Origin of the sequence: Sphingobacterium sp. UBA5789, assembly GCF_002418355.1 — a bacterium.
Classification (GTDB): domain Bacteria; phylum Bacteroidota; class Bacteroidia; order Sphingobacteriales; family Sphingobacteriaceae; genus Sphingobacterium.
Map to the genome: position 1 here is coordinate 633,493 of NZ_DIDX01000001.1, position 17,404 is coordinate 650,896.

The window sequence follows — 17,404 nt, forward strand, 5'->3', positions numbered from 1 at the left end:
TATTCCCTCTCATTTTTAAGGAGATGGCTAGGGAGAGGTTCGTCTGTTTCCTGGATACGGATTAAATAATTTCTTCTGCAAACTGATGTTGGATCTCATCCAGCACCTCATGAATTTCATGATGCGACTGAAGCCCCACTAGTTTCATTCTGTATTCTTTAAAATTAGGAATACCTTTAAAATAATTGGCGTAGTGTCTGCGCATTTCAAAAATACCTGTTTTTTCGCCTTTCCATTCAATAGATTTGGTAAGGTGTGTGCGACATACCTCCACACGTTCCGCAATTGTAGGTCCTTCTAACCGTTGTCCGGTTTCAAAGAAATGCTTGATTTCTCTGAATATCCAAGGATATCCGATAGAAGCCCGTCCTATCATGATACCGTCTACTTCAAACTCTTGTCTCCAGGCAGCAGCTTTTTCTACAGAATCTATATCTCCGTTTCCGAAAATCGGAATTTTGATGCGTGGATTGCGTTTTACGTCTCTGATCATAGACCAGTCCGCCTGTCCTTTGTACATCTGTGCCCGTGTGCGTCCGTGAATAGAAAGAGCTTTGATGCCTACATCCTGAAGACGTTCTGCGACTTCATAAACATTTTTAGTATTATCGTCCCAGCCTAAGCGGGTCTTGACAGTCACAGGTAGGTGAGTAGCCTCTACTACAGCTTTGGTCATGGCTACCATTTTGTCTATATCCTGAAGCAGACTGGAACCGGCACCCTTACACACTACATTTTTTACGGGACAACCGTAGTTAATATCAATCAGATCCGGATTTGCCAGAGAACATATTTCGGAAGATTGACGCATATGTTCGATTTCTGATCCAAAGATCTGGATGCCGATAGGTCGCTCATATTCAAAAATATCCAGCTTCTGTCTGGACTTTGCCGCATCGCGGATCAATCCTTCAGAAGAGATGAATTCCGTATACATCATATCTACTCCATTTTGCTTGCATACATAACGGAAGGGAGGATCACTCACATCTTCCATAGGAGCTAATAATAACGGAAAGTTACCTAAATCAATATGATCACCAATCTTGACAGACATCTTTTGAAAATTTTTCCAAAGATACGCAATTTTAAATTTCTAACGTAAAAGTGATGATACCCTTAGTGATACGACCAGTAACAGGATTTTAGTATAGTAGCGTAAAAAAAGCTCCGACCATAAAGATGATTTGCAAAACCATCTTTATGGTCGGAGCCATGTGATTATTTTGTTTGCTTACAGTCTGTTTTTGATATCCTCACTTCCTGTACTTCTGTCTTTTCCGGAAGAAAAATCTCCTCCAAAGCGGTAAGTAAAGGTCAGCAAGGCAGAACGGCTGTCCCGGTTGATCTTTCCGAAGGTACGGATGTCCGTATAATTCGTTTCGTAACGACGTTGATTGGTCATGAAGATATCATTAATCACCAGCTTCAACATCGCTTTATTCTGTAGAAAGTTTTTCTGTATACCTGTGTATACCACACCGTAGCTTTTTAATTCGTGCACACCGACTGTCATACCCGAAATATAATTTCCGCCGAGCTCAAACCTCCAGTTGTTCGGCAACGAAAAGGTATTTTGTCCGTTAAATGCTAATGTATTGCCGGCTCTTATACTTAAAGATTCGCCCATAGGAAGTTCATATTTATTGCGGTAGAAGTTACCAAAATAAGTCGCAGTCCACCATTTGGTAAGTTGTAGGGGCACAGTCAGTGATACTCCCATATTCGTAAATGTTCCGAGGTTTGCCGGGCGCTCAAAGACCGTGTTAGGTTCGGATGGATCACGACCTACGATTTCGTTCACTACATCTTCAGAATGGCTGTAATTTGCAGTCAGGATATATTTTCCTAAAAGCGTATACCCCAACTCAAATGAATTGGCAAAAGAAGGATTTAGTTTAGAATTACCTTCATAATATGAAAATGGATCTGTGTATACTCTGAATGGATTCATATCCCAAAAAGAAGGTCTTTTTACACGTCTGCTGTAATTGGCCTGCATTTTATGCTGGTCATTAATGGAATAGGTTAAAAAAACAGATGGAAACAGGTTAAAATAATTTTTAGTGAATGTCTCATTTGTTGTTAACTGTTCGCCCTTTGTATCGGTGTATTCTCCACGCAGACCTATTTGTGTGTTAAATTTTCCCCATTCTTTATTTACATTGACATATGCTGCCTGAATGCTTTCATGATAAATAAAATGATTGCTGGTTTTCAGATCCGGTACATATTGATCCTGCTGAAGCGTGTCATAGCGCAGATCATTTTCTGTTTTTACGAGACTCCCTTTATATCCGGCTTCAAACTTCAACCCATTTTCAAAAGGTAAAGTATAATCTAATTTTCCGACATATACCTTATTCCTGGAAGGAATATCTCCGATCCGACCAGATAGGGGACGTATCTGTTCCTGTGCTTCGTTGGTATAAGTGGTTAAGAGGGATTGATCCATCTTTGAATAATGATATACATGATCCAGATCTATTGTCAACTGATGACCATTTTCATCAAACTTGTGTACATAATTGATATTGTACAACATATCTTCCCAACGTTCCCGCCCTTCTGTCAGGGTATTCGCCCGCCACAAGAGCTTTTGTGTTGCGGCATTGCTGAAATCATTTTGTGTAGGTTCGTACTTTGGAAATTTGCCAAATCCACCGTTGATCAGAAAACCAATGCTGTTTTTAGGAGATAATATAAAGTCAGCTCCGACACGGAAATTGTTGGATCTCAACTTTGGTTTTTCCAGATTAGTCTGCTTCGAAATAAATTCCGGTTCCCCGGAAGTTGGGTCCAGCAGATAACGTGTCAGTTCCATTCTGTTTTCCAGATTTTGGTAGTACTGATTGTAGATGGCAAAAAAGTTTGTCTTGGAGGTTCGGTAATTCAGGTTGATACTTCCGCCGAGCTGTGTACCTCTTCCTGCCCCTCCGTTGAGATTAACTGTGCCGTTAAATCCTTGTTTTAACCCTTTTTTAAGAACAATATTTATGATACCGCTTTCGCCCGCTGCTTCATATTTAGAAGAAGGATTTGTCATCACTTCAATCTTGATCACATCCAGTGAAGAAGTACTGCGAAGAAGATTGGCCAGTTGATCTGCAGACAGATAGGTAAGTTTACCATTGATCATAACAGATGCGTCGGATTTACCTTTGAGGCTGACTTTTCCGTCAGAGGATACAGACAGTCCCGGTATTTTATTCAATAATTCGAGACTTGAACTTCCGTCAGAGAGAGCTGAATTTTCGACATTGACAATCATTTTGTCTATCTGTTGTTCAATAAGAGGCTTTTTCTTTTCAATAATTACTTCTTCCATAACATTGGATTTGCCAACCAGCTGGATAATACCCATGTCATGATTGGTGCCGGGAGGGGTAATGTTAAAGCGGTTTCCTATATGATCCTGATGAGCCAGACTCTTGATGGAGATATAATATTTTCCTGATACAATATTTTTAAACATAAATGTGCCGGTACTATCTGTTACTGTAACTACAGTTTCGGTAACATTCTCTGCATTATGCAGACTGACTGTCATATAAGGAAGAGTCTTTTCTGTATGATCGACCACTTTCCCCCGGATGCTGGATCCGGATTGGGCAAAGGTTGGTGAAGCCTTTAGTAAAGCTGCGGCTATAAATAGAAATAGTAAATATATAGATCTCATGATATGGATACGTGCGATTCGTTGTGGTGCAAACCAGATGTTTCGGAATATAGAGTACATCAGGTCACTTGTAATACTGTTTTAGTTCTTTTGTCCGAATTTCCCGGACGATCTTTGCGGGTGTTTGTTTTTTTTCTTTTTTTGCCCCACCAGATGTAAAATCCGGTTATCGGCAGACTGGCGCAGATCAGACTGGCCAGAAAATACAGAATCTTGGTGGTCATGCCACCGATGAATCCGGTGTGAAGAGCATAATTGTTGCGCATCAGCCATTCTGTTCTGTTGGAATCTTCCATCTTTTTCTGCGTCCGTGGAGTCAGTGCTAATGTCTCCCGGTCAAAAGAGAGATCTCTCCAGCTGCCTGCATGCATATCGGTGCAGGAGTATATTGTTTTATCATCCCCTTCAGGAATGTGTATAATTACAGCTTCTTTATTGTGTAAAGCGATCTCCTTGCGTACAGTAAACCATATTTTGTCTGCTTTTTGAAGATCCTCTTCCAGTGTGAAAGCTATTTTCTGTTCCTCATCTGCTTTTTTAACTTCCGTTTTGGGTCTTGGAGGATAACCTCCGCTTAGCCATACGATAGATTGTCTCATCCAAGGAAAGCTCATCACCAATCCTGTCAGAGACATTAACAGAGCGAGAAGTAAAGAGTAAAAGCCGAGTACGTTATGCAGGTCGTAGTTTATTCTTTTGAAGCGGGCTTTCCAGTTGATGAAAAAGCTTTGTTTTGCAGATCTTTTATTCCATTTTTTAGGCCACCAGAGTATAATGCCTGTAATAAGCAGAGAAAAGAATATAAGTGTACTATACCCGACCACTTTCTTTCCGATTTTACCAGGAAACCACAGATGGCGATGGCCTTCGTCTATAAAATGGAAGAAATCTTCATGATGTGCTGTTGCCAGTACTTCTGCGTTGTAAGGATTGACGTATAAGATACTGTCGCTATCATGCAGACTGACTTTGACAGACTTATTGAGCCCATTGTACCAGAAGCTTTCCGCTTCTTTTTCAGGAAATGCTTCTTTTATACTTTTGTACAGCACAGAGGGAGGAAGCTGCTCGTCAGCAGTTTTCTCTTTTACAGCAATATAATCTGTTGTCCACATTCTGATTTCCTGTTCAAAAACCAGTATACAACCGGTCAGACTGATGAGTACTACAGGTATTCCAGTTACTATTCCTAACCAAAGGTGTAACCAGGCATTGAGTTTACTTAATCTTTTTTTCACTTATTTCTTTTATAAACCGGGAGCATATGACCTTCTCCCGGTTTGAAGGTTAATGATATTGATGTTAATATTTTAATTTGGGGACAATTCCTAATGCAATGATTCCTGTGTTAGCAAGGAATGTTATATGGCCCTGAAAACTCTTGTATACGTTTGGATAGGTTGATAATACAAGTAACCGCATTTAGTTAGTACTGCTGCCCTGCGGGATATTGATAATCAGGTCGGAGCAATTGGCCCGATCCCCGACCTGATTATGGAGGATTATTTTAAATTGTATAATACAGGAGTGTCATCCGTACCGCCATCTACTTTTGCTCCTTTAGTCAGCTTATCGGTTTTAGAATCGTATGACCAGATGTAAATCGCATCGGCTTTTGGATCATTCACCGCAATATAAGCTACTCCATTATCCACTACTGCAGATGTCGAGTTTAACAATGGAGGGAAATCCAGTCTGCGGACAATCTGCTGAGATCTTACATCTACAACATAGTACTCCCACATTGCAGCATACCACCAGTCATCTTTTGTTTTGACCATGTTTGCCGCATCTTTGGCATTTGCAATAATTACTTTACCATTTCCAAGATTCGCAACACCCAGCTGATGATCTCCATTCAGGCTTTTGCTTGTGTTGAAGAAATAGTTTTTGTCAAATTCTGTTTCTCCGTTTTTGATTCTGAAGAAAGCTGTTGGTAAGTGGGGTTTACCACCACCTAACATTTTCATCGGCAGAGAAAGAAGATAAGTATATCCTTCATCACTGAATTTGTGGAAATACCCGTTTCTGATAGCGCCGATAGGAGCAGAGCGATTTTCTGTACCTGTGATCTTAAAGTTATCAAAGGTATTAAGATCCATTGTCGCTGTGTATGAGTTGTCTAAAGTGGTATTTGTTTTCAGATCTTTCAGGGTCAGCGTGACGAGCATCTTATTACCTTGCGGAATAGCTGAATTGATACCTATACTGTGATCTGCAGGAATTTGAGTTCCTGTCTGGATTTTTCCGCTTTTTAAGATTTCAAGAGTTGTTGCATTCATGATTGCGAATTCATCTCCGTTACGCGTTCCGAAGGCCAATGTATTATCATCAATCCAGGTATGCCATCCCAGGTATGGATAAGAAAACTTTGTAAAAGGGACTACCTTTTCAGTAACCAGTTCTCCGGATTCAAAATTGTATTTTCCGAATTTGGAACCTTCCGGATCCAGGTGAAAGAAATATTTACCTTTTTGGATCTTGTTTTCTGACCAGGTAAATATGCTTGTTACATCTGTACCTTTGCCTACAGGTGATATTGTGCCACTCATCAGATCCTTTATAGGAAGCAAGTAATACCCATTAGTTGTGCTGTAAGTAATGGCATAATTTGCTTTTGAATCCTGTGGTTCGGTAGTACCTCCGTCAGATTTACTACATCCTGTCATTGATGCGGTAGCCAGACTTAATCCGGCTAACATTGCCAATGAATTTTTAATTGTACTGATCATTGTATTTTATGTTAAATAATTATTATTGAATGCTATATCTAAGTTTTACTGAAAAGGAGCGACCCGGCTTTTGCTGCTTGAAAACATCATAAGCTATCTGATCCGTCAGGTTCTTGCCTTCCAGTGTGATATGATATTTGTTGTTTTTCATGGAATAGGTTACTGCAAGATTGTTTATCCACTGCTCAGGTATATAATCTTTGGTTTGTTTACCCCCCAGTTTGGACCAGCTCAGCGAATAACTGTTGACAAACTGCAGATAGTAATTGACAACCAGTGCACTTTCTTTTGTTCCAAACGGATTGCGGAATAAAGCACTTACATCTGCATTTCCATATAACCAGGGTTCATTTGGTGTACGGCTGCCATAGGTGATATCTACTCTGTTCTCTGTGCCTTTTATATATTTTTCTCTGTTTTGAGCATTATAATAGCTCATATTTACCATCGCTTTCAACCAGCTTTGGTAAGTGTATTTTGCTTCAAAATCGGCTCCGTTTATTTTTACCCCACCCTGGTTTTTGGATTGACTTTTACTTCCGTTACTGCCCTCCTCATACTGCTGGGAAATAATGTAATCCTTGGCGTTTCTGTAAAATGCAGAGGCGTCGAAAGATAAACTGTGGTCTCCGAATAGCGTATTGTAAAAGAAATTGATGTTGTAATTGTCACTATTAGCTGGTTTCAGATTTGGATTACCTTCAACCTCTAATCCATTTCCATATAACTCAGTAAATGTTGGTAATCTGTACGCATGCTCATAAGATGCTTTTATCCCAAATCCCCCAAATATGGTGTAAGATGATGCAATTCCATAGCCGGTAAAGCTGCTGCTTTCGCGTGTACTTTTTCCGGAAACATCATCCACTTTTCCCGAAAGAGTATAGTTCTTTAAAAAATAGCTGTTAACCCATTTATCCCCAAACAGGTTCTGCTGGTAATTTAATCCAAGTATATGTCTTGATATCTTATTGGTTTTATTATAGTATTGATTATATGGGTCAATTTCATTAAATCGTTCCCGTTGATTGATATTGAGGTTGTAATTCAGATTAAAGACATGATGCTTTGCTGCAGCATAATTCAGATTCGCCTGAGTGAGTGTGTTATAGGATTTATCATGCGAGATAGACTTTGTTGAATTAAATTCCCCGGCATTAGGACGATATTCCCGGGCCTTGCCATCCCAGAAGAAGGGTGCATAAGAACTTGTATCTGTGATGACTCCCTTACTGATATTAATATTGGAGAACAATGTCGCAGAAAGGTTATCAATGAATAATCTGTTCTTGCGATAACGTATACTTGGGGTTATACTATGAGACTTATTGTCCACCAGTCCGATCACTTTCTCCTGTGTAGCTCCGGTCTGCTGCTGTTTGTATACATCATTATAAGTGATTCCTAATACCGCGACATCCGCCCATTTTTTATCCGCTACTCCAACCTCCAGCTGACCCATTGCCGAACGGTACTGGTCGTGGAATCTTCTTGCAGTGGCTAAAGTATCAAAGCGTGACTCATCCTGAAAACTGGGTACGGTCAGGTAAAAATTGGCTTTAGGATTGGATTTCATAAGATAGTCGTTGTCCGAATAGTTGTAGTAAGAATTTACATTTACCATAATTCCGTTTTTATCCTTAAACCCACCGCTTACAGCTGCCCGGTGTGTGTTGAACGAACCATAGCTGTAACTTACATCCAGAAATTTTTTCTTATCCCGATTGGTAACGATGTTTACTGCTCCACCAAGGGCATCTGACCCCAGGTGTGCCGGAATAACGCCTTTGTATACTTCTATGCGCTCTGCAATATTGACCGGCATATTATTCAAGGTCATACCCGATCCAAAGGATTCAATTGGGATACCATCAATGAAGAACTTGATATAGTTGCCGGAAAGACCATTTAATGAAAATGTGAAATCGGATCCTAAGCCCCCTTGTTCACGAATCCGAACGCCAGTACTTCTGTTTAAGATCTGATTGATGTCTGCGTTTGTATTCGCATATTGCCGGGTCTCGATAATATTGACATTCAAACCTGTCTCTTTGATTTTTTTTGACTGGGTCTTTCCGTTAATATTGACCTCTGAGAGTTGGTTAAGATCCTTTTCTAAAGAAATACGTAATGTGGGAGGTAGTGAAGCAGTATTGATTTTGACACTTGTCTTTTTGAAACCTACAGCCGAGATAAGGAGCGTATGCAGGCCATCTGCTATTCCCGAAATTTTGAATTCCCCGTTTTCAATGGATTTAGTACCGATAGTTGAATTCTGAATTTGAATACTTGCATCAGGAATTCCTTCATTTGTATTATTGACAATACGTCCTTTTACTTCATTCCGCTGTTGAGCTACACTGATAATCGATATGGAAGTAAAGATGATATACCATACCGTTTTTAAATACGACATTCTTATTTAGATTAATTATATATAAGATATGTAGCTCTTCTCCGGATTTACCGAAGGCCGGCTACATACTTATTTTTAAATTAAACTGTAAGTACTTGCTGGTGAAGGATATGAAAGTGTTATTTTTTATTCAAAAATTGAGTTTGAGGAGATAAACAGGGATATTATAAGATAGCATAAAGCAAAAATCATCGCCAATTGGCAATGATTCTTTACTTTATATTTTTTCTTGATCAGTCTCCGTAGACTTTTGTTTGTAATGTATACTACAGACTATCCATACGCAGAATAAAGTCTACACGTTGAGATAATCCGGTGCCTTTACTGATTTTCGCTGCAGGAATATCATATACCCAGATGCTATGTGTATTTGTTGAATCATCAATTCCGATGTATGCCTTATTCTTTTGTACTATGACAGATTCTTTTCGGGTACCTTTATCAAACGGAAGGTCGAGTTTGACCATATCTCCGGTTTTAAGATTTACCCGATAATATTCAAAATGGTAAGTGGAATGGTGATCCTGAAAATTATGATAACGGTCTTTACGTTCACTGCGAATCAGTGCTTCCTGATTGCCCAGATACCACATTCCATAAGCATGATTGTTTATCTTTTCAGAGATATTGATCATATAGTCAGGGTCAATCTTATTGATCTTAGCGTCGATTCTAAAGATTGCAGTAGGTTTTTTTAGATTATTGCCTAATGCTATCCCCGGACAGCTCATAAAGTAGAAATTGTGATTTTCATCTTCAAAACTATAGGACTGTACTGTATTAATGCCACCTGGATATGTGGAGCGGGTATCTTTCTGGACATGATTGATCTGCATGGACGGAACGTCTACTGTAGCGACATACATCGTATCTATCGTTGTGTAATCATTCTTGGCCATGGTCTTGTTAAAAGAATAACCGATAAACATTTTATTGTCCCGTATATAGTTAAAGCCAATGGATAAAAAGGGAAATTCTTTAGTAGGGAAGGTCACTGGAATAATTCCGGAAGATACGATGCGGAACGACTTGGTATCTATCTTGTAATACTCCAGTCTCGAGTAGGTCCGGTCATCGAGCGTCAGCAACAGTAATGTATCTCTGGCAATCCAATACTTGTTTTCGATATGTTTGTCCTGCATAGGGATGGCAGCGATTTGCTGAAGACCTTCATTTTGCAGGGAATATTTATTAAAACTGTTTTGTCCGCCATCCATATGATAATAATAACCATCTTTGATAATAATGGACCGATCAAATGTATTGCTTGGGACTGTGATCATTTGTTCTGAATCGATAACGGAGTTTGACGCTAAGCTGTCAAGTGTCATGATGGCGTGACCACCATCTTTCGTCATCAGATAAAGGGAGTATGTTCCGTTCGTTTTGATTTCCGGTTTTGTTCGGCTGCAGCTGGCGGTAAGCAGGGTAAGAATAATTAAAAGATTGTATACAGAGATCTTTATAACGGACATATTCTCGACTAGGAAATATTAAATTGTATTTTTAACTGGTTTTGTAAAATAGGGGATAGGAAAGTCAGCTCCTGCTTTGTCAGTACAATATGCTGACAGCTTTTATTCTGATCCAATAAAATGTATGTTTCTCCCGACTTCAGTTTGATCTGGTGATTTTGGTCACACACATTAAGGATAATGTCCTTTTTGGGTGTAAACATAATATCTCCTTTGACATCCAGCTCTCCGGTTTCCGTATCGATACGCGCAAAAGATTTTTTGGAAAGCGTTATATTATAATTATGTTCATCATAATTCCTGATCTGATCTCCTGAAAGATTATCAAATGTAAACCGGTTTGTCAGAGAAGACTGATTATTAATAAGTAATGTGCGCACACCAATAATGGCAACCAATATAGCCGCAACAGTAGCCCATGTGCCGAAATGAAATATGCGTAAGTTTTTCTTCTGCTTAATATCCAGCCGGATATTTGACCACATTTCAGCTTTTACCTGTTCGATATCCTGTACAGGTTTTGTGTCACTTTCTAGCTCCAGATCATCATTTTCCAGCCATAGTTCTACCAACTCTTGTTCTTCTTCCGAACATAAGCCGAGATGATATTTTTCTAAGAGCTGTTTGCTGATCATGCGGATAGTAATAGTATGAATAGATAAAGATAAAATTATTTTATGTAATCTGACAAATGAGTTTTTAATGTGGAGAGTGCCCTGCTAATGTGGTATTCTACCGCTCTTTCCGAAATAAAAAGCCGGGATGCTATCTCTTTATTTGTCAGACCCTCGTGGCGACTCATCTTGAACACATTCTTACATTGGTTCGGAAGAGACCCGATCAGGTTGTTGATCTTACTTGAAAGCTCTTGTACTTCTACAGAATTTTCATGATACTCTTCTTTGTATGCATTCAGAATCACCTCATGGTGTTGCTGACGTGTTACCCTATTGCGGATATATTCAAACGCTTTCAGTTTTACAGACCGTATCAGATAACGCTCTACTTCCTTAAGTTCCAGTTTATCCTTACGTTCCCACAACGATTTGAATACTTCCTGTACGATTTCTTTTGCAATCTCTTCGTCCTGGATAGTTTTCACGCAAAAAAAGAACAACTTTTCCCAATGATCGAGATAAAGTTGTTCAAAACTCTGATGCGTAATAATGAACTTTGTTTCCTCCAAAATCTGATAGATCAAATACGTAAATAAACGTACCCGGCTACAAATATACTCTATTTAGATTAGTTATAAATAATAATTATAATTCTTTGACAAAATTTGCAATTGCCAGAGAAGGATTTTCAGTTTTCATAAAATTCTCACCAATCAAAAAGGCTTGAAAGCCAGCTTTTTTTAATTTTTTAATAGTTTCAGGGTCGGATATTCCACTTTCCGAAACTTTAATGTATTGCGAAGGGATCTTATTGACAAGATCATATGAATGATCCAGTGAGACCGAAAAATCTTTCAGGTTACGGTTGTTAACGCCTATGGCATCTATCGTATCAAAGATGTTGCGGTTCAATTCCTCTTCGTTATGGACTTCCAGTAATACATTCAACCCCAGTTGCTTGGCATAAGTGGATAGGTCGAGGATTTCCTCTGCGGTAAGACAGGCAGCAATCAACAGAATAATATCGGCACCATATGCCTTAGCTTCAGCGATCTGATATTTATCTACAATAAATTCTTTTCGTAATAAAGGGATGGTTAAAGCCTTCCGTGCTTCAGTCAGATCATCAAGTGTTCCTTTGAAAAAATCGGTATCTGTCAATACGGATATTGCAGAAGCTCCTGCAGCCTGATAACCACTTACTACCTCTGTGACAGATGATATCCCGTTAATAAGACCTTTGGAAGGGGAGGCTCTCTTATATTCGGCTATGATACCTGTTCGTTCGGGATGCAGAATGCTGTCCCTGAGTACATAGCAGCTACGTCCAAAAAGCGGATAATTTTCAAGCTTTTCCAGCGGAACTTTGGTTTTAGCCTCTGCTACTTCCGTTTTTTTACGCTCAACGATTTTATCTAATATAGTCATGTTAATGCTTTAACCAGTTTTCAATTAATATTTTCCCATTTTCTGTCAGGACAGATTCCGGATGAAACTGCATGCCTTTTACATCCAGTGTCTTATGCGAAAGAGCCATAATAGTTCCGTTTTCATCTAATGCCGTAATATGCAGACTTTCCGGCAGTGATTCTTTGTCTACTGCCCAGGAATGATAACGGCCGATTTTTGATCCGTTAGGAAAATCCCTGAATAACGACTCTTCCGGATCTGTTACGATAATATCTGTAGCAACTCCGTGCAGGGGTTTTGTCATATTGAACAGCTTACCTCCGAAGACTTCTGCAATGGCCTGTTGTCCCAGACAGATGCCCAATATACTTTTACTTCCGGCGTATGTGCGGATGACATCCAGTAATAAGCCAGCTTCTTCTGGTATGCCCGGTCCTGGTGATAATAAGATCTTATCAAAAGCTGCTACATCTTCAATATTGAATTTGTCGTTTCTCCACACTTCATATTCTTGTCCGCATTCTTGTAAAAGATGCACCAGATTATAGGTAAATGAATCGTAATTATCGATTACTAATACTTTGCTGCTCATCGAATTTGTTTAATTCTTCGTTTATAAAATAATTGACAATATCACTAAAAAGGCCTTCAACAAAGGGTGCTTTCAATCCGAAACCTTTAGCCAGTTCCAGGCGATCCTTCAGCATTTGGTTGACGCGCTCTTCAGCAATAACTTCTTCGGTGCTGTTTTTAAATTCAGCTGCTTTTGCTACATAATCCTTTCGGAGAGCGATCAGTTCCAGGATACGATAATCAATCGTATCGATAGATGAACGTACATGAGCAAGATTTTCACAATATTCTAAAGGCCTGATCATAATGTTTCTGCTAATTCCAGCGCTTTTCTCAACGCTGCTATTTTGTTATTTACTTCCTGCAATTCCATTTCAGGGTCAGAGTCGAGTACAATGCCGCCACCTGCCTGATAATGTAAGAGGTTTTGTTTACTAAGAAAGGAACGGATCATAATGGCATGATTGAAGTCGCCGTTAAATCCCATATAACCTATTGCTCCGCTGTAGAAAGAACGTTGTTGTCCCTCGTATCTGTCTATAAGAGTCAATGCCATATGTTTGGGAGCCCCACTTAGTGTTCCGGCCGGATAGGTGTCTCCCACCACATCAAACGGATTGATATTATCTTTCAGTTTTCCAGTTACTTTAGAGACTAAGTGGATGATATGCGAATAATATTGCGCTTCTTTGTAAGACCGTACAGTCACCTGATCACAGTGTCTGCTCAGGTCATTTCGGGCCAGATCCACCAGCATCACATGCTCAGATGTTTCTTTGGGATCATTTTTTAATGCTTCCGCAATTTTCTCATCTTTTTCCATATCACCGGTCCGTTTGAATGTACCGGCAATCGGATAAATGGCAGCTTCACTTTTACGGATGGTCAGTTGTGCTTCGGGAGATGATCCGAAGATTTTGAAATCTCCGTAATCAAAATAAAACAGATATGGAGAAGGATTGATTGAGCGTAATGCGCGGTACACATTAAATTCATCTCCCAGAAAAGGAGTTGCAAATGCACGTGAAGGAACAATCTGAAACACATCTCCGCGCTGAATGTGTTTGATCATCTTGCGAACCAGCTCCCGGTGTTCCTCATCTGTACGGTTAGATGTTTCCTCCCCGTTTGTACGAAAATCATATTCCGGAAAATTCTTGTTCTTAATCAGGTATTCCATTTTTTCCAGACTGGATTCCTCTCCGTTCAGAAGATGTTCGAAAATATAAAGCTGATTCCGGAAGTGGTCGATTGCGATTACATATTTATATACGTGATACTGTAGAAATGGAATGTCGCGCTTGGGGTCAATGGCGGTTGTCAGTTTGATGTCCTCAAAATGCTCAATACAGTCAAAGGTAAAGTAACCAAATAATCCATTCGAAATTACATTGATTTCAGGAGTTTCAATCTGACTGAATTTTTCTCTGAAAAGGGAAATTTCACTTCTCAAATCTATTTCATCCGCATTTTTATATTCTACTTCCTGATTAGGATATTGTATTTCAAGGTTTTGTTTATTCAGTCTGATACCCGCCAGCGGCTGGCAGCAGATATAACTGATATTATTATCTCTGCTGTGGTAATCTGAGCTTTCCAGCAACAGACTATTAGGGAAGGCATCCCGTAGACGCAGGTAGATACTTACAGGTGTAGTGGTGTCTGCCAGTATCTTTTTAAAATTCGTTTCGAAATTGTATAACATGTATGCTCTAATTTTTTCTAATTTCCAGTAAAAACAAAAAACCCGACGTTTTCTGCGTCGGGTGAACTTCCATAAGTGGTTTTGGTTGATTATGAAATATTATGACAATACATTAGCACCCGATGCAATTTGCTCCAGGCCACCACCACGTATTGTTTAATTGAATTGTCAACATAATATCACAAATTTATAAAAAAAATTCATAATGCAAATTTTATGTGACAAAAAAATAAAAAAAAGCCTTTTTTGTTAGTCATTTAATAAATCCGGACGTCTTTCTTTAGTTCTTTGTAACTGCTGTTCGTCTCTCCAGGCTGAAATCTTAGCTTCATTACCACTCAATAATATGTCCGGCACTTTGTGACCTCTCCATTCCGCAGGACGAGTATAGATAGGTGCATCCAGAAGACCATCTTGGAAAGAATCAGATAGGGCTGAAGTTTCATCAGATAAAACCCCGGGGATAAGACGAATAATAGCATCGGTCAGAATAGCTGCCGGAAGTTCTCCCCCTGAAAGAACGTAATCTCCAATGGATATTTCTTTCGTAACATAAATATCACGTATACGCTGATCTATACCTTTGTAATGTCCGCAAAGGATCATCATATTCCCTTTTGTCGAAAGGGAATTAGCAATCTCCTGATTCAGGGTTTGGCCGTCCGGACTCATAAAGATAATTTCATCATAATCCCGCTCAGACTGCAGATATTCAATACATTTTGCAAAGGGCTCGATCTGCATGACCATACCCGAACCTCCGCCATATGGATAATCATCCACAGACTTTTGTTTGTTCGTTGCATAGTCCCTCAGATTGTGAACAACGATCTCGGCCAGGCCTTTTTTCTGAGCCCTCTGCAGAATAGAATGTGCAAAAGGACTTGTCAGTAAATCAGGTAATACGGTAATAATATCAAAACGCATGCTGCAAAGATAGTGAATCGTCATACAAGAGGGAATAGCCAGTAAAAATTAGAGTTATAATACCCCGATTATAAAATTGCTCATGTATAGCGGGAAGAGAGGAGTGTAATTTTTTAAGAAGAATATTTTGGTATTTAAGAAATAATTTAAATCTTTGCAGCGATATTAATGGTTTAACCCTTTTAAAACGAAGAAAAAATGTTTGTACTACATCCTACAGCTTTAGCTTCATCAGCAATTGGAATTGCTGAGGCTCTTCTTCGTGCTTCTTTCTCCTCTTAAGATTACTTAACGAAATATAAGAAAAGGCCCGAAGATCATTCGGGCTTTTTTGTTTATTCCGGACCCTTCACAGATTTTCCCGAATGGATATAAATCCGGCCGACTTTGTTCGGCCGACCATAACACTTTTGGATCATGATATCCAGAGGTATCGTTTTGATTTGAATAAAAATAACATGGGAAAGAAACTTTCCGGGAAAGACCTTATCAAATTAGGCTTCCCACAGAATAATGCAATAAATATTGCCTTAGGGCAAATACAACGCTATAGAAAGCGTGATAAAAAAGAAACAATATTGGCGGATGCCAGACAGGTACTCCTTTCTCCCGAACAATTCCTGGGGGATGGTATATGGGGCAAAGTAGCTGAAGGACTGGTCAGACCCGTAGAAGTGCGTTTACAGCAATTGAGAACTTCAAGAGTTCCCTTCAGCATATTTGGAGAGAATGAAATCGACGAACAGGCAAAACGCCAGCTGTTTGATGCATTGAAGCTCCCGGTGTCTGTCAGCGGAGCATTGATGCCAGATGCTCACTCCGGGTATGGACTGCCGATAGGAGGAGTACTGGCAACAGATAATGCTGTGATTCCGTATGGCGTAGGTGTAGATATCGGTTGTAGAATGAGCCTCTCTGTCTTTGATCTGCCTGCGAGCTATCTGAAAGGAAAAAGATTTCAATTGACAAATATGCTTTTAGAACAGACTTGCTTTGGCATGTACGAGACGCATAAGAATAAGGCAGATCATGAGATCTTTTCCAGAAAGGAATTTCAGGAAATACCGCTTCTCAAAAATCTGTTGGGTAAAGCCTGGAAGCAGTTGGGAACTTCAGGGGGCGGTAACCATTTCGTAGAGTTCGGGATAGTGAATCTGGGCGATCCGAGACCAGAGTGGAAGCTTCCGGCAGGCGAATATGTAGCCTTATTGTCGCATAGCGGCTCCAGAGGATTGGGGGCTAATATTGCTAAACATTATACCTATCTGGCGACAAAGCAATGCCCGTTGCCCCGGTCAGTACAGCATCTGGCCTGGTTAGATCTGGATACACATGATGGCCAGGAATATTGGATGGCAATGAACCTGGCAGGCGACTATGCAACTGCCTGTCATGACGATATTCACCGGCGCATAGCAAAAGCTCTTGGTAAACGGCCGGCATTTAAGGTGGAGAATCATCACAATTTTGCATGGAAGCAACTGGTAGACGGAAAGGAATGTATCGTACACCGTAAAGGAGCTACTCCGGCAGCAAAAGGAGAACTGGGGATCATTCCGGGATCTATGACTGCTCCGGGATATATTGTGACCGGGAAGGGAAATGATAGTAGTTTGCAATCAGCATCGCATGGAGCAGGACGGCTCTTGTCGAGAGCTGCATGTAAAGCTTCTTTCACACCTTCTCAGATGCAAAAACTACTTAAAGATACCGATGTAGAGCTTGTCGGGGGAAGTGTAGATGAAGCGCCTATGGCCTACAAAGATATCCGGAAGGTAATCGCACTTCAATCCGAATTAGTGGATATACTGGGTACGTTCACGCCTAAAATTGTGCGGATGGATCGATAGTACAATAAAGTAAGTGTCTG

14 protein-coding genes are annotated in these 17,404 nt (G+C 39.9%); 1 reads left to right on the top strand and 13 read right to left on the bottom strand.

Annotated features, from left to right (window positions below):
- Window positions 1-61 precede the first annotated feature (61 nt).
- From dusB to trmD, 13 genes are all read right to left on the bottom strand, one after another.
- A complete protein-coding gene (gene dusB / locus B4B65_RS02770) occupies window positions 62-1,057 on the bottom strand; it encodes a tRNA dihydrouridine synthase DusB (protein ID WP_003008630.1) in 996 nt (331 codons plus the stop codon).
- Window positions 1,058-1,234: 177 nt separating this feature from the next.
- Window positions 1,235-3,739 carry an outer membrane beta-barrel family protein gene (locus tag B4B65_RS02775; RefSeq protein ID WP_293913210.1) on the bottom strand — a complete coding sequence of 835 codons (2,505 nt, stop codon included), beginning with the start codon at window positions 3,737-3,739 and terminating at the stop codon, window positions 1,235-1,237.
- On the bottom strand, window positions 3,739-4,917 hold the full coding sequence (locus B4B65_RS02780; RefSeq protein WP_293913212.1) for a PepSY-associated TM helix domain-containing protein: 1,179 nt from the start codon (window positions 4,915-4,917) through the stop codon (window positions 3,739-3,741). Before B4B65_RS02780 ends, B4B65_RS02775 begins: the two co-directional genes overlap by 1 nt.
- 264 nt (window positions 4,918-5,181) lie before the next feature.
- The gene (locus B4B65_RS02785; RefSeq protein WP_201681395.1) at window positions 5,182-6,411 is read right to left on the bottom strand and encodes a DUF4374 domain-containing protein; all 1,230 of its coding nucleotides are present in this window, start codon (window positions 6,409-6,411) and stop codon (window positions 5,182-5,184) included.
- A 22-nt stretch (window positions 6,412-6,433) separates the two neighbouring features.
- On the bottom strand, window positions 6,434-8,827 hold the full coding sequence (locus tag B4B65_RS02790) for a TonB-dependent receptor (protein WP_293913215.1): 2,394 nt from the start codon (window positions 8,825-8,827) through the stop codon (window positions 6,434-6,436).
- A gap of 266 nt (window positions 8,828-9,093) precedes the next feature.
- A complete protein-coding gene (locus B4B65_RS02795; RefSeq protein ID WP_293913217.1) occupies window positions 9,094-10,302 on the bottom strand; it encodes a hypothetical protein in 1,209 nt (402 codons plus the stop codon).
- Window positions 10,303-10,310: 8 nt separating this feature from the next.
- On the bottom strand, window positions 10,311-10,937 hold the full coding sequence (locus tag B4B65_RS02800; RefSeq protein ID WP_201681398.1) for a hypothetical protein: 627 nt from the start codon (window positions 10,935-10,937) through the stop codon (window positions 10,311-10,313).
- A gap of 35 nt (window positions 10,938-10,972) precedes the next feature.
- Window positions 10,973-11,503, bottom strand: a complete 531-nt coding sequence (locus tag B4B65_RS02805; protein ID WP_201681399.1) for an RNA polymerase sigma-70 factor — start codon at window positions 11,501-11,503, stop codon at window positions 10,973-10,975.
- Window positions 11,504-11,564: 61 nt separating this feature from the next.
- Window positions 11,565-12,347 carry an indole-3-glycerol phosphate synthase TrpC gene (gene trpC / locus B4B65_RS02810; protein WP_293913219.1) on the bottom strand — a complete coding sequence of 261 codons (783 nt, stop codon included), beginning with the start codon at window positions 12,345-12,347 and terminating at the stop codon, window positions 11,565-11,567.
- A gap of 1 nt (window position 12,348) precedes the next feature.
- Entirely contained in the window at window positions 12,349-12,921 is a 573-nt protein-coding gene (locus B4B65_RS02815; RefSeq protein WP_201681401.1) for an anthranilate synthase component II, read from the bottom strand.
- Window positions 12,893-13,207: a chorismate mutase gene (locus B4B65_RS02820; RefSeq protein ID WP_293913222.1), complete on the bottom strand. Its 315-nt coding sequence runs from the start codon at window positions 13,205-13,207 to the stop codon at window positions 12,893-12,895. Before B4B65_RS02820 ends, B4B65_RS02815 begins: the two co-directional genes overlap by 29 nt.
- Window positions 13,204-14,607, bottom strand: a complete 1,404-nt coding sequence (locus tag B4B65_RS02825) for an anthranilate synthase component I family protein (protein ID WP_201681403.1) — start codon at window positions 14,605-14,607, stop codon at window positions 13,204-13,206. Before B4B65_RS02825 ends, B4B65_RS02820 begins: the two co-directional genes overlap by 4 nt.
- A gap of 249 nt (window positions 14,608-14,856) precedes the next feature.
- The gene (gene trmD / locus B4B65_RS02830; protein ID WP_201681695.1) at window positions 14,857-15,534 is read right to left on the bottom strand and encodes a tRNA (guanosine(37)-N1)-methyltransferase TrmD; all 678 of its coding nucleotides are present in this window, start codon (window positions 15,532-15,534) and stop codon (window positions 14,857-14,859) included.
- Window positions 15,535-15,992: 458 nt separating this feature from the next.
- On the opposite strand from trmD, the gene B4B65_RS02835 reads away from it, so the two are divergent.
- On the top strand, window positions 15,993-17,384 hold the full coding sequence (locus tag B4B65_RS02835; RefSeq protein WP_293913226.1) for an RtcB family protein: 1,392 nt from the start codon (window positions 15,993-15,995) through the stop codon (window positions 17,382-17,384).
- The last annotated feature ends 20 nt before the right edge of the window (window positions 17,385-17,404 follow it).

Bases quoted from the DNA above. Each gene is read 5' to 3' on its own strand.
- dusB (WP_003008630.1), bottom strand. From the start codon at position 1,057: ATGTCTGTCAAGATTGGTGATCATATTGATTTAGGTAACTTTCCGTTA.
- B4B65_RS02775 (WP_293913210.1), bottom strand. From the start codon at position 3,739: ATGTACTCTATATTCCGAAACATCTGGTTTGCACCACAACGAATCGCA.
- B4B65_RS02785 (WP_201681395.1), bottom strand. From the start codon at position 6,411: ATGATCAGTACAATTAAAAATTCATTGGCAATGTTAGCCGGATTAAGT.
- B4B65_RS02790 (WP_293913215.1), bottom strand. From the start codon at position 8,827: ATGTCGTATTTAAAAACGGTATGGTATATCATCTTTACTTCCATATCG.
- B4B65_RS02795 (WP_293913217.1), bottom strand. From the start codon at position 10,302: ATGTCCGTTATAAAGATCTCTGTATACAATCTTTTAATTATTCTTACC.
- B4B65_RS02800 (WP_201681398.1), bottom strand. From the start codon at position 10,937: ATGATCAGCAAACAGCTCTTAGAAAAATATCATCTCGGCTTATGTTCG.
- trpC (WP_293913219.1), bottom strand. From the start codon at position 12,347: ATGACTATATTAGATAAAATCGTTGAGCGTAAAAAAACGGAAGTAGCA.
- B4B65_RS02815 (WP_201681401.1), bottom strand. From the start codon at position 12,921: ATGAGCAGCAAAGTATTAGTAATCGATAATTACGATTCATTTACCTAT.
- B4B65_RS02820 (WP_293913222.1), bottom strand. From the start codon at position 13,207: ATGATCAGGCCTTTAGAATATTGTGAAAATCTTGCTCATGTACGTTCA.
- B4B65_RS02825 (WP_201681403.1), bottom strand. From the start codon at position 14,607: ATGTTATACAATTTCGAAACGAATTTTAAAAAGATACTGGCAGACACC.
- trmD (WP_201681695.1), bottom strand. From the start codon at position 15,534: ATGCGTTTTGATATTATTACCGTATTACCTGATTTACTGACAAGTCCT.
- B4B65_RS02835 (WP_293913226.1), top strand. From the start codon at position 15,993: ATGGGAAAGAAACTTTCCGGGAAAGACCTTATCAAATTAGGCTTCCCA.